Origin of the sequence: uncultured Cyclobacterium sp. (genome assembly GCF_963976465.1) — a bacterium.
Classification (GTDB): Bacteria; Bacteroidota; Bacteroidia; order Cytophagales; family Cyclobacteriaceae; genus Cyclobacterium.
Window position 1 is genome coordinate 1 of sequence record NZ_CAXBOC010000107.1, and the last position, 12656, is coordinate 12656.

Consider the following 12656-nt stretch of genomic DNA (forward strand, 5'->3'; position numbering starts at 1 on the left):
AAAATTTAAAACTAAATTCCAAGCTTAGACAGAGTTAAGATTACAGTCTCAAAAAATAAGAGCAGGTACAGCAATGTACCTGCTCTTATTTTTTGTGCATGGCTTCCCATACTCTTAGGCCTTTGTCTTTGCCAATGGCGGATATTATTTCTTCCTTTGAAGCACCTTCAATCTTTTTATAGGACTTGAAATGTTTCAACAACTTATGTGCAGTTAGATCCCCAATTCCTTCTATGGCCAATAGCTTACTGTTTAACGCCCCTTTGCTTCTAAGGTCACGATGAAAAGTGATGGCAAATCTGTGGGCTTCATCTCTGATTCTTTGAATTAACCGCAAAGATTCAGACTTTTTATCGATGTAAATTGGGTACTGATCACCCGGGAAGTAAATTTCTTCCAAACGCTTTGCGATACCTATGATGGGTACTTTACCATAAAGCTCCAAGTCTCTCAAAGCTGCTACAGCGGAAGATAACTGACCTTTACCTCCATCTATCACAATCAACTTAGGCAAAGGCTTTCCTTCAGTAACCAACCTTTTATACCTTCTGAAGACTACCTCTTCCATACTGGCAAAGTCATCCGGCCCTACCACTGTTTTAATGTGATAGTGACGGTATTCTTTCTTTGCCGGTTTACCATTTAAAAAGCACACCATGCTGGCTACAGGATTTGTTCCCTGAATATTGGAATTGTCAAAACATTCAATGTGAGTAGGCAAGTCATTTAAAGAAAGGTCTTTTTTCAGTTGAAGGATAACCCTATTTTTCTTATCCTTACCTTCATCCGCAAAAGACAGCTTTTCTTTTTTATAATAGAGGGCATTCTTTAAGCTTAAATCAATGAGCTTTCTCTTGTCTCCTATTTTAGGCTGTACCAGTGACAATCCCTCCGGACTCTCTTTAAATTCTTGATTTACCAAAACCTCCTTTGCATCACTTTGAAACTGATCCCTTAACCTAATGATAGCAGTTAATAATAACTCTTCATCCGGCTCGTCCAATTTCTTTTTTAACTCTACTGTTTTGCTTAAGGTAATGGCTCCATTTTTTATTCTTAGGTAGTTTACAAATGCAAACTTTTCCTCGCTTACAATGGTAAAGACATCCAAGCTGTCTGTGTTTGGATTAATGACAAGAGATTTGGCCTGGTAATTGATTAATGAATCCAGTTTTTCCTTAAAACCTTGCGCTGCTTCATAATTCATTTCAGCAGCACTTTCTGTCATTTTCTCCTTAAAATAAGTTTTTGCTATTCCAAGATTTCCTTTTAAAATGTTTTTTGCTTGTTCAATGTCTGCCAGGTAATCCTTTTCTTTTTGTAGGCCTTCACAAGGACCCTTGCAATTTCCTAAATGGTATTCCAAGCAAACTTTGTATTTGGCGTTGCTGATTTTTTCCGGTGAAAGATCTAACCTACACGTTCTCAATGTAAATAATGAGTGAATAAGCTCTAATACATTGTTCATGGCCTTTACGCTTGCAAAGGGTCCAAAATAGGTTCCCTTGGAGGGAATCACTCTTCTGGTGGCATATATCCTTGGGAAATGTTCGTTGGTAAGGAGAAGATAAGGGTAGGTCTTATCATCCTTTAGAAGGATGTTGTATTTGGGTTGCGTTTTTTTGATCAAATTGTTTTCTAACAATAATGCATCAAATTCAGAATTAACGATGGTGATTTCAATCTTTCTGATCTCTCTCACCATTTTCCTGGTTTTTTGGTTGATGCCTACGCTTTTGCTAAAATAACTACCAACTCTTTTTTTGAGATTTTTTGCTTTTCCTACATAGATGAGCTTGCCCTCTGCATCGTAATACCTATATACTCCGGGTAATTCAGGCAACTGATTGTGGTTTTCAGGTAAATATGAAGGGGAAAGCATGTCCATAGAGACAGTGGTAAGATTATTTAATCGCTGAATATATGTTTGTAGGTAATCAAATACTCAATATACGGCCTATTAGATTTACCTTGTATGTAGGGAGCATCAGGTAAGGAATAATTGATTTTTTCATTACCTGATGCCTCTATACTATTATTTATCCATTATCTATTTGCAGTAGGCAAAAAGTAATTGCTCAAAAATTTTATCAGGAGTATAACCTAGAAATCTGTTGAAGTTGCATCATAGTCAAACTCTTGATATTCCTCCGTTTCAAGATCATATTTTGAGCAATCAATTTCTATGCTAATTGGTCTTTCCGGTTTAGGAAATGGACCTTTGGTGATGCCTAGGCTTGGGTCTTCATATACTTTGCTCATGTATTTTGACCAGATAGGCCGAGCAGTTCTGGAACCTTGACCATTGATCCAGCTTCTGAAATGTATGGCTCTGTCATCTCCACCTACCCATACACCACTGACCAAGTCTTTTGTTATCCCCATGTACCATCCATCCGAGGCGTTTTGAGTAGTACCTGTTTTCCCACCTATTTCGTTGCCTTCATCTCTTATGCTCCATGGTAGGCCTTGGCTTGTACCTCCTTCTTCCTCCGTTCCACCTCTTAGCATATAAACCATAATATAGGCATGTTCTTCACTCATTGCCGGTCTTTTTCTAGGGATAAATTGGTGCAATACATTGCCGTTTTTATCCTCTATTCTATCAATATAAATTGGAGTGATGTGCTCCCCTTTGTTGACAAAAGTACTGAAGGCTCCCACCATTTCCATGATGGATACATCCACTGTTCCCAGAGCCAAGGCAGGTACTGCTTCAAGTTCACTCGTGATTCCAATTCTTTTGGCAGTTTCTACGACCACTTCAGGACTTAGCTTTTTCATCATATAAGCCGTAATTGAGTTGACCGACTGAGACATGGCAGACCTGATGGTCATTCTTTCATAAGTAAATTTACCATCTGCATTATTTGGCCTCCAAGTGGGCTGATCGGGCACATTGATTTCTACCGGCTGATCAATCACGGTGTAGCAAGGTCCATAGCCGTTTTCTATGGCTGCTGCATACACAAAAGGTTTGAAAGTAGAACCGGGTTGTCTTTTTCCTTGTTTGACGTGGTCATACTTAAAATGAGAATGGTTGGTACCGCCAACCCAAGCCTTGATGTGGCCTGAATGGGGGTCCATGGATACAAAACCGGTTTGAAGAAATTTCTTATAGTACCTCATGGAATCCATGGTACTCATTAATGTATCTATATTTCCTTCATAAGAAAAGACCTTCATTTTTTTCTTTTCATTGAGTTTGTATTCAATGCTGTCCGTGTTGTCTCCATACCTAGCTTTCAGATTTCGATAAGCCTGGGTTCTTTTGACAGCATTTTCAATAAAGTTTGGAATTACCCTTCGACGACTATCAATCCAAGGGTCACGATCACCCATTTCTTCTTCAAATTTCTTCTGAAGTTCCGACATATGTTCTTGAACAGATTCTTCTGCATATTTCTGCAGTCTACTGTCAATTGTGGTGTAAATCTTCAGGCCATCTCCAAAAAGGTCATAGTTGTTTCCATCCGGCTGTAGATTTTCCTTGGTCCATTGGAGTAAATCTGCTTTGACTACTTCTCTGAAATAGGTGGCTAAACCTTCATTATGACTTTCTACTTGGTATTCCAACGCCATAGGCGTTGCGCTTAAGGAGTCAAATTGAGATGGGGAGATTAAATCTACTTTCTTCATTTGAGCCATTACCGTATTCCGCCTTCGTGTTGAATTTTCTGCATTATATACAGGGCTATAATAGGAGGGGGCTTTTAGCAAACCTACCAAAGTAGCGGATTCCAATATATTCAGATCTCTAGTGTCCTTATTGAAAAATGTCTTTGCAGCAGTTTTAATACCGAATGCATTGCTACCAAAGTCTGAAGTGTTTAGGTACATGGTCAAAATCTCATCCTTTGTATAGGCACTTTCTAACTTTGTAGCCACAATCCACTCTTTGGTTTTGATGATGACCATTTTAAGTATTGGTACCTTACTTAAAAGCCCCTGTGAATCTCCGGAACGCGTTTTAAACAGGTTTTTTGCCGTTTGCTGACTGAGGGTACTTCCTCCTCCTGCATTTTTTTGCATCAATAGTATAGATTTGACAAATACCCTGCCCAAAGCCCTGGGGTCTATCCCTGAATGGTCTTCAAATCTTACATCCTCAGTGGCAATCAATGCATTGATAATATTTGGAGAAAGATCATTGTAGGTTACCGGAGTTCTGTTTTCTCTAAAGTATTTACCTAATAAGACCCCATCTGCAGAGTATAGTTCAGATGCCAATTCACTATCGGGATTTTCAAGTGATTCGAATTCGGGCATTTCTCCGAATAAGCCTAAGAAGTTTGCATTTACGGATACCACAAACAAGACAAATCCTGCCAATCCTAAAATGAAAGCAAGCCACATATACCTGATTATTTTAACATAAAGAGGCTTTGAATTTTTATTTTTTACTTTACTCATACTGGATGTCAATAAGCTTTCTCATAGAAAGACCTGTATTCTTCAATGTCTTTCCTTTTGTTGAGTTGTTGGAAATTACCAATTGAAATTACAAAACTACTATTTTTTATTTCCTCAGTTAAGGATTCATTATTAAAACTATTTAAAAACTTGTATCCTTTCCAAGTGAAATGGTGCCAGTTCTCAACCTTTGATTGGCAAAATTGGCATTGTGAAAACTCTCTAGGGAAGCGGTCAAATCATTGGCATTCTCAGCCAATGTCTCAGTCATAGGTAAAATGAAAATATGGGTCTGATTTAGGCCTTCTTTATAAGGTGAAGTTGCTGAAGCAGGTTCAGTTTTAACTATTGAAATGTCTGAAGGGAGCTCGTTTTCACTCGGTTCCTCTGCTTTTGCTATAGTTTCCTCTTCGCTGTCCTCGCTAACGGCTTTCAGTAATTTTTCTGCAAAGTTCAACAGCTCTTCTTCTTTGGTTTGCTGTAAATAGGCTTGAAGTCTGTTTTTATAAATTTCCAATGATTCTAATTGACCGGTGATCATTATATCCAATAGCAATAATCGATCCGTATTTTTTGTCAATGGATATTCATTGAGTGTTTGTCTAACAATTTTTTTAGCCTCTTCATAAGCCCTGTCTTTAAAAAGGCGGTAGGCAACTTTATAATTTTCCCCTGAAGCCAGGTTTGCTTGAGAGCCGGAGACTTTATCGGGATTATTTAGGGATTTGGTAAATTGAGAATTTGGAAATTCTTGATTCAGTAATTGTGCGTATCTATCGGCATTAATATTCAAATCTTGATTGGCTAAGAATAAGGTATAATAGGCTTCAGGCTTTTTTAATGTTTCCGGATATTTTTCTATTAAGGCCTCTAAGTACTCAATTGATTTCTCAGATTGCTTGAGGTCAAAATAGAGCAACTTCCCTAAGTTGAAATAAGCTTCTTCCATTTGATTTACCATCTTTTCCCTTGCCTCGGGGGTATTAGGGATCTGGTTTAATAGGGAGGCTTTGTCAGGAAGTTTTGCTGTGATGGTAGCCGAGCTGTTTTCTTCTTCCTCCTCCATAGGCTCTTCAATATTGATATTATTCTCTACAGAATTGGCAGCCTCTTGAAACCCTCGGTCACTACTTCTCCAATTGTCGGACAAAGGTCTGTTGCCCCAGATTTGTGTAAACTCCAATGCTCCTCTTTGAATGGCAACTGGATTGTCCCAATAAAAGGAGGCTCCAGATCCGCCGCCCCCTCCAAAGGCCAACAAGTTTTCAAAAATCCCCTGGGACTTCTTTTCTTCGGCCATTTTCGCTTCATTGATCAGTCTTTCCTCCTCCAATGCAAGAAAATTGTCAACATATTTTTCTTGTTCTTCAGCGCTGAGCTGACTAAGTTGAATTAGGCTGTCATTATAAGTAAGTAATTCGTAGTTGGTCGCATATTGATCAAAGATTACTTTACGGGCAGCAAGGACACCATGATTTTTATCCGTTTCTTTAAACTTTGCTAGGGCACTGTCTAAGTAATATTTTGTTTTAAGAAAATCCTCTTTATCATTAAGGTAGACATTAGAGAGTTCTTCGTAAATATATCCTTTCTGACGTTCGTTTTCCCCTTCCTCTTTTGCTGCCAAGATGTAGAGTTTGATGGCTTCCTCCAAATTGCCTTGTTTTTTTTCAAACCGACCTTTTTCAAATAGAATAACATCTCTAAAATCGATATTTTTATTGTCTTTGTAAAGATCATCATAGTATTCACGAACCCGTTTCAGATCTTTGCTTCGTTCTAATTCAGCCACTTGTTGAGAATAGAGCTGAGCAAAAAATGTTCTTTCATAGTTTGGGCTTCCAGAAATCGCTTTTTGATAGTATTCATAGGCAAAGGCATCTAAACCAGAATTTTGATACAATTGGGCCAAGATAAAGTGTATCCTGGAAGCCTCGGATTTGTTGGAGGTGTACTCCAGTGATTTAAATAAAGATGGCGCCATTAAATCCGTTTCTCCTCTGGCTTCATAATAATAAGCCAATGTTTTGTACAGGTATTGCTTATTTTCATCGGAGATATTTTCTTCTTTTGAAAGAAAATCTATAACAAAACTAGCATCTTCAAATTGGCGATGGTCGATAAAAGACCTTAAAAGTTGTATCAATGCGATATGTCTTACATCATCTTGGGAGCTATTAACATTGAGGAATTTGAAAGTATTTTGGGCTTCCTCATGTTTTCCTTTGTAATAGTCGACCTTGCCAATTAGAAAATAGGAAGGAGCTACCCATTTACTTATTTTATGCCAATCTACAGCTTTAGAAGCCATCTCTCTTGCCTCCTTCAAAAGGTCTTCTTTGGATGAAATGGTACTGCTATCAATAGGGTAAAATACGGGCAAGACTTGAGAGAAGTCCTCTTGGTGCTCATTTTTTATTTCCTTTTCTAATTCTAAGATTTTCTCTTTGGCATAATAATAGGCATTGAATCTCGCCGTTGTGTTATGGTACAAGCGATTAGTGAAGGTGTCTTTCTGCGAGGAGCAAGCAGATAAACAGTTCACGCATATCGTTAGTATGAAAAATATTATAACCCTTTGCAATGTTTTTGAGTTTGAATTCTTGTCCAAATTAGTTCTTTTGGAATAAATATTTAAACGAAAGGAATTAAATTCTATTTTTGTAAAAAATAAATATCTTAAACAAGTGTCAATTGAGCCTTAAACAGAAAATAAACGACTGGATAGAAACCAAGTTCCTGATAGTAATTAGAAAGGAGGAAGACTTCTCAGTCATTACTTCTTTTAATATTACGAAAGTTAGGGTAGGATTATTGTTTGTGCTAGTTTTCATGACCTGCTTTGTGGTATCCTTGTTTTTATCCAAAACTTTATTGGCTAGGTGGTTTGATCCTGTTTATATAGAAACGGAAAACATGGTTAAAATTCATGCATTGTCCGAATCCATTGATTCACTTATCATGGAGGTTAAAGCCAAAGATCAATACGTTGAAAATATTCAGAATGTTATTTCAGGAGAATTTGAAGACGATATCGCTACAGCCCCTGATACTTCAAGTAAGCAATTGGTGAATAGGGGTGAAATAGATCTTTATAAAAGTAGTGATGCCACCAAGCAAATTATCGGGGAATTTGAATCTCTCCCCCTTGAAGAGACAAGTTTTGGAAGGATAAGTAGTGGGTCTTTTACAGACAATTATTTTTTTCCTCCTGTAAAAGGGGTAGTTTCGAGTGGCTTTTCCTCTGGACAAAATCATTTTGGCGTAGATGTAGTTGCCGCTGAAAATGAACCTGTAAAAGCCATAGCTGATGGGACAGTGATCTTCTCTAGCTGGACGCTAGAGACCGGTCATGTAGTAGCAGTACAGCATTCGAATGAATTGATTTCTATTTACAAACATAATTCTGTAATATTGAAATCCATTGGAGACCCCATCCGTGGTGGGGAAATATTATCCATTATTGGTAACACTGGTGAACAAACCACCGGGCAGCACTTGCATCTTGAGCTTTGGTACAGAGGAAACCCGCTTGACCCTCAAGAATTTATTACATTTGATTAGATATGGCAAAAAATACTGACGATAAGAAAAATACCACGGAATTGGTTACTTCAAGTAATCTTGTGGCATTAGGAACAGTAATAGTAGGCAATATAGGTTCTCAGGGAAATATCCGAGTAGAAGGTACTGTGGATGGATCCTTAGATTCTCAACAAAAAATTATCATTGGCGAGTCCGCCAAGGTAAATGGAGATGTTAGGGCCGGAGATGTAGAAATTTCCGGAGAGGTCAAAGGAGATATATATTGTTCAGATTCTTTATACCTAAAAAAATCTGCATTGATTTATGGTGATATATATACTAAAAAATTAATCATAGAGGATGGTGCAGAGTTTAATGGTAAATGCAATATGGGCAACAATAACCAATTAAAAGTAGAAAGAAAAGATGGGGACACAAAAAAACAAGCCTCCTCAAACTGAGACTCCTGTTTATGTCAAGTACTTCGGATTGGCCTTTCAGATGTGTGCTATAATTGGCCTCGGTAGCTATCTTGGGTATAGGCTACATATAAGAAGCAATATGGAATTTCCACTCTACTTATTGTTGGGGTGCTTGCTTTCCACAGCTATTGCTTTTTACCAGCTATTTAAGTCCATTTCTCCAAAGAAAAATAAATAAAAGCAGATTTTGCTTTTTCATTTCCTCCAAGAGATAGCAATTAGATGAAGGCGTTATTAAAAAACCAGTCAGTAGGGTTAATCATTTTTTCACTGCTTCTATTTTCCATTATATGGCTAATAGAGCAGTTGTTTCCGGGGCCTTGGTTGCATTCCCTGATATACCCCATACTATTATTCTTTGCTGTTCTCACAGGAGTTACCGGATTTCTGGCTGCCAAATTGATGAAATTAGAATCATTTACAAGTGTTTCTGTTATTTTAGGAACTACCATAGTTAGACTGATTTGCTGTATTCTCTTCGTTTTTTTGATTTTATGGGAAGGCCATGAAAATTTACTTTGGTTTGTTGTGGATTTCTTTATCATTTATTTGTTGTACTTATTGTTTGATATGTACGGCTTAATAACTAATTTGCGCCTTCATTCGAAATAGGCAATAAAAATTGTTTTGATGGTCCGCAAATTTACCAGGTTAAGTATCTTATTGTCAGTAATTTTACTGACATTTTCAGCAGTAGCAATGGCTGCCTCCGATGGTGATGAAGATAAAACAAGCTTCATTATGCATCACATTAAAGATTCCCATGAATGGCATTTTGCCACAATTGGGCATACTCATGTTACACTCTCCCTTCCGGTAATTATCTATTCTTCGGATAGAGGCCTTGAATTTTATTCGTCCTCTTCTTTTGTAGATCCGGAGACGCATCATTTTGGTGTGGAGCACAATGGATACTTTATAGACGATCATGACAAGCTAAAGGCTGTTGATGAAAGCAGGTCATTTATTGATTTGAGCATTACAAAGAATGTGGCCATGATGTTTTTAATATTGGCGGTAACACTTTACATCATGCTATCTGCTTCCGGCTATTACAAAAAGCATCCCAACAAAGCTCCTAGAGGTATCGCTTCATTTGTGGAACCAATTGTCCTTTTTGTTCGTGATGAAATTGCACGTCCCAATATTGGTCCTAAATACAAGAAATTTACTCCTTATCTCTTGACCTTATTCTTCTTTATATGGATAGGAAACCTTTTGGGCTTGTTGCCAGGTGCAGCCAACCTAACAGGAAATATAGCGGTGACGGCTACTTTGGCCATGATTACTTTCTTTGTAACAAATATTAACGGGAATAAAGAGTATTGGAAGCACATATTTGCTACTCCGGGTGTCCCTAAGGCCATTTTGCCTATTTTGGTTCCAGTGGAAATTTTAGGTGCTTTTATTACCAAGCCAGCCGCCTTAATGGTTCGACTTTTTGTTGCCATTACCGCAGGTCACATTGTAATCCTTAGTTTTATTGGATTGATCTTCGTATTTGAATCCTACGCAGTAGGCGTAGCTTCCACATTGATGATAGTATTCATTAATGTAATAGAACTGTTGGTAGCCACTATTCAGGCGTATGTATTTACTTTATTCTCTGCCATGTACATTGGTTCAGCTACAGCTGAGCATGGACATGAGCATTAATTATGAAATTCTTTGTTCAATTTAATTAAATATAAACGAGTATGTTAACTTCATTATTATTGACTGCCGGTTTTGCACTTATGGGTGCTGGTATCGGTGCCGGAATTGTTGCAATAGGCGCAGGTCTGGGTATTGGTAGAATCGGTGGACAAGCCATGGAAGGCATTGCACGTCAGCCTGAGGCTGCTGGTAAAATCCAGACTGCAATGTTGATCATCGCTGCCCTTATTGAAGTAGTTTCCTTGTTTGCTGTAGTAGTTTGTCTACTTATCGCACTTAACGGAAATCTTACTTTCTAGAAACAGAAATTGGACCGGCGCTAGGCCGGTCCATTCTTAATTGAACAAAACTGATATTTAGCTTAAAAAAATACACAAAATGGATCTGATTACTCCTGACTTAGGTTTGATTATTTGGCAACTGGTAGGCTTTGCCATCTTATTTTTCATTTTAGCCAAATTTGCCTGGAGGCCAATACTTTCAGCCCTTGATGAGCGTGATGGTACAATTGAGGCATCCCTTAAGGAGGCTGAAAAAGCAAGGATGGAAATGCAAAATCTAGTAGCTGACAATGAGCGGTTGCTTCAAGAAGCACGCGTTGAAAGAGATGAGATTTTGAGATCAGCAAATGAGTTTGCAGCCCAAACCATGGAAATCTCTAAGGAAGAAGCAGCCAAGGCCGGAGCGAAGATGATCGAAGATGCCAAGGCTGTTATTGAAACTGAAAAACAGGCTGCATTGACAGACGTTAAAATCCAAGTTGCTGAACTTTCCCTTAAGGTTGCTGAGAAATTGATGAGACAAAATCTCTCAACAGAAGCTTCTCAAAAAGAGTTAGTAGAAGAATTTGTTAAGGATATTAAATTAAACTAATCTACCAGAAATGTCAGCATACAGAGTAGCTTCTCGTTACGCAAAATCACTGCTGGAACTGGCAGTAGAGAGAAATGAATTGGATCAGGTAAATTCGGATATGACAGCTGTTTTATCTTTAAGCGCTGCGAATTCATCTTTTTCAGACATGGTTAAAAGCCCTGTCATAAGTTCTGAAAAAAAGACTGAAATTTTGAAGTCATTGATTGGTAAGAATGCCTCAGCTTTGACTTTGAAGTTTTTTGATTTGGTAGGTGAAAAAGGCCGGACAGGTTTTCTTCCCGAAATGGCCACTGCTTTTCTTAGGTTACGCAATGAACACCTTGGGATTCAAATAGCAGAGGTTGTAAGCACCATTCAACTGGATGACGAACTGCGAAATTCTTTCAAGAGTATCGTAAAGGAAATTTCCGGTAAAAGTAAAGTAAATCTCATAGAAAAGGTTGATGCAAATTTAATCGGTGGTTTTGTCCTTAGAGTTGGTGACAAACAACTTGATGAATCAATCAAAAGTAAGTTGCAACAGTTGCGTCTGGATTTTACCCAGAACCTGTATGAGAAAAAATATTAATAAGAAAATAAGCTGTAATCAATAATACTATACAATAATGGCAGATGTAAGACCAGATGAAGTTTCGGCAATATTGAAAGAGCAACTCTCGGAAGCCAAGACTCAAGCAGAATTGGAAGAAGTGGGTACTGTACTCCAAGTCGGTGACGGTGTAGCCCGTATTTACGGACTCTCTAAAGCGCAAGCTGGTGAGTTGATCGAATTTGACAATGGGTTAAGGGCAATGGTTCTCAATCTAGAGGAGGACAACGTTGGTGCTGTACTCTTTGGAGATGCCAAATCCGTTAAAGAAGGGGATACCGTCAAAAGAACAAAAAGGATTGCCTCCATTAATGTAGGTAATGGTATGTTGGGAAGGGTGGTCAATACCCTTGGTGTTCCTATCGATGGTAAGGGCGCTTTGGAAGGAGACCTCTATGAAATGCCTCTCGAAAGAAAAGCTCCTGGTGTAATCTACCGCCAACCTGTTACTGAACCTCTACAAACCGGTATTAAATCTATTGATGCCATGATCCCTATTGGAAGAGGACAGCGTGAATTGATCATTGGTGATAGACAAACAGGTAAAACTGCTGTTGCGATTGATACCATCCTTAACCAGAAAGAATTTTACGACAAAGGTGAGCCCGTATTCTGTATTTATGTAGCCATCGGTCAGAAAGCCTCTACAGTTGCCAATGTGGTAGCTGCTCTTGAAAAAGGAGGTGCCCTACCTTATACCGTAGTTGTAAGTGCTTCCGCTGCAGATCCTGCACCGATGCAATTCTTTGCTCCATTTACAGGTGCCACTATTGGCGAATTTTTTAGAGATACAGGAAAGCCTGCTTTGGTGGTTTATGATGACCTTTCCAAACAAGCAGTAGCTTACCGTGAAGTTTCTTTGTTGCTTAGAAGACCTCCGGGACGTGAAGCCTATCCTGGTGATGTATTCTACCTTCACTCCAGATTATTGGAGAGAGCAGCTAAGATTAACTCTTCTGATGAAATTGCAAAGCAGATGAATGACTTGCCACCTTCTTTGGCACCTTTGGTAAAAGGAGGAGGATCATTAACTGCCCTGCCTATCATTGAAACGCAAGCGGGTGACGTTTCTGCTTATATTCCAACGAATGTTATTTCCATTACAGATGGACAAA

At 38.4% G+C, this 12656-nt stretch carries 12 protein-coding genes; 8 read left to right on the top strand and 4 right to left on the bottom strand.

Going from position 1 to position 12656, the window contains the following annotated elements; genetic code table 11:
• Positions 1–85: 85 nt before the first annotated feature.
• From uvrC to AAC037_RS08145, 3 genes are all read right to left on the bottom strand, one after another.
• Positions 86–1882, bottom strand: a complete 1797-nt coding sequence (uvrC, locus tag AAC037_RS08135) for an excinuclease ABC subunit UvrC (protein WP_339902523.1) — start codon at positions 1880–1882, stop codon at positions 86–88.
• A 221-nt stretch (positions 1883–2103) separates the two neighbouring features.
• Positions 2104–4413 carry a transglycosylase domain-containing protein gene (locus tag AAC037_RS08140; protein ID WP_339902513.1) on the bottom strand — a complete coding sequence of 770 codons (2310 nt, stop codon included), beginning with the start codon at positions 4411–4413 and terminating at the stop codon, positions 2104–2106.
• A gap of 142 nt (positions 4414–4555) precedes the next feature.
• Entirely contained in the window at positions 4556–6958 is a 2403-nt protein-coding gene (locus AAC037_RS08145; RefSeq protein WP_339902514.1) for a tetratricopeptide repeat protein, read from the bottom strand.
• Between the two features lie 149 nt (positions 6959–7107).
• Here AAC037_RS08145 and AAC037_RS08150 point away from each other — a divergent pair, with 149 nt between their 5' ends.
• Genes AAC037_RS08150 through AAC037_RS08160 form a run of 3 tightly spaced genes read left to right on the top strand, consistent with a single transcriptional unit; the run spans position 7108 to position 8598 of the window.
• A complete protein-coding gene (locus AAC037_RS08150) occupies positions 7108–7977 on the top strand; it encodes a M23 family metallopeptidase (RefSeq protein WP_339902515.1) in 870 nt (289 codons plus the stop codon).
• A 2-nt stretch (positions 7978–7979) separates the two neighbouring features.
• Positions 7980–8399: a polymer-forming cytoskeletal protein gene (locus tag AAC037_RS08155; RefSeq protein ID WP_339902516.1), complete on the top strand. Its 420-nt coding sequence runs from the start codon at positions 7980–7982 to the stop codon at positions 8397–8399.
• Entirely contained in the window at positions 8365–8598 is a 234-nt protein-coding gene (locus AAC037_RS08160; RefSeq protein WP_339902517.1) for an AtpZ/AtpI family protein, read from the top strand. The genes AAC037_RS08155 and AAC037_RS08160 overlap by 35 nt, the downstream gene beginning before the upstream one ends.
• A 40-nt stretch (positions 8599–8638) precedes the next feature.
• Here AAC037_RS08160 and AAC037_RS08165 read toward each other — a convergent pair whose 3' ends face one another.
• Positions 8639–8872, bottom strand: coding sequence for a hypothetical protein (locus tag AAC037_RS08165; RefSeq protein ID WP_339902518.1), 234 nt, complete (start codon positions 8870–8872; stop codon positions 8639–8641).
• Between the two features lie 178 nt (positions 8873–9050).
• On the opposite strand from AAC037_RS08165, the gene atpB reads away from it, so the two are divergent.
• The 5 genes from atpB to atpA form a co-directional block, all read left to right on the top strand.
• Positions 9051–10076 (top strand): F0F1 ATP synthase subunit A, encoded by a 1026-nt coding sequence (gene atpB, locus AAC037_RS08170; RefSeq protein WP_339902519.1) that lies wholly within the window; start codon positions 9051–9053, stop codon positions 10074–10076.
• A gap of 41 nt (positions 10077–10117) precedes the next feature.
• Positions 10118–10375 carry an ATP synthase F0 subunit C gene (gene atpE, locus AAC037_RS08175; RefSeq protein WP_010854327.1) on the top strand — a complete coding sequence of 86 codons (258 nt, stop codon included), beginning with the start codon at positions 10118–10120 and terminating at the stop codon, positions 10373–10375.
• Between the two features lie 79 nt (positions 10376–10454).
• Positions 10455–10949 carry a F0F1 ATP synthase subunit B gene (gene atpF / locus AAC037_RS08180; protein WP_339902520.1) on the top strand — a complete coding sequence of 165 codons (495 nt, stop codon included), beginning with the start codon at positions 10455–10457 and terminating at the stop codon, positions 10947–10949.
• A gap of 10 nt (positions 10950–10959) precedes the next feature.
• Complete coding sequence (gene atpH, locus AAC037_RS08185) at positions 10960–11520, top strand: ATP synthase F1 subunit delta (protein ID WP_339902521.1); 561 nt, start codon at positions 10960–10962, stop codon at positions 11518–11520.
• A 37-nt stretch (positions 11521–11557) separates the two neighbouring features.
• Positions 11558–12656: F0F1 ATP synthase subunit alpha (gene atpA / locus AAC037_RS08190; RefSeq protein WP_339902522.1), on the top strand; the 1099-nt coding region annotated here is incomplete at its 3' end.

Excerpts from the sequence above, each read along its gene's own strand:
- uvrC (WP_339902523.1), bottom strand. The coding sequence starts at position 1,882 with ATGCTTTCCCCTTCATATTTACCTGAAAACCACAATCAGTTGCCTGAA.
- AAC037_RS08140 (WP_339902513.1), bottom strand. The coding sequence starts at position 4,413 with ATGAGTAAAGTAAAAAATAAAAATTCAAAGCCTCTTTATGTTAAAATA.
- AAC037_RS08155 (WP_339902516.1), top strand. The coding sequence starts at position 7,980 with ATGGCAAAAAATACTGACGATAAGAAAAATACCACGGAATTGGTTACT.
- AAC037_RS08160 (WP_339902517.1), top strand. The coding sequence starts at position 8,365 with ATGGGGACACAAAAAAACAAGCCTCCTCAAACTGAGACTCCTGTTTAT.
- AAC037_RS08165 (WP_339902518.1), bottom strand. The coding sequence starts at position 8,872 with ATGGTAGTTCCTAAAATAACAGAAACACTTGTAAATGATTCTAATTTC.
- atpB (WP_339902519.1), top strand. The coding sequence starts at position 9,051 with ATGGTCCGCAAATTTACCAGGTTAAGTATCTTATTGTCAGTAATTTTA.
- atpE (WP_010854327.1), top strand. The coding sequence starts at position 10,118 with ATGTTAACTTCATTATTATTGACTGCCGGTTTTGCACTTATGGGTGCT.
- atpF (WP_339902520.1), top strand. The coding sequence starts at position 10,455 with ATGGATCTGATTACTCCTGACTTAGGTTTGATTATTTGGCAACTGGTA.
- atpH (WP_339902521.1), top strand. The coding sequence starts at position 10,960 with ATGTCAGCATACAGAGTAGCTTCTCGTTACGCAAAATCACTGCTGGAA.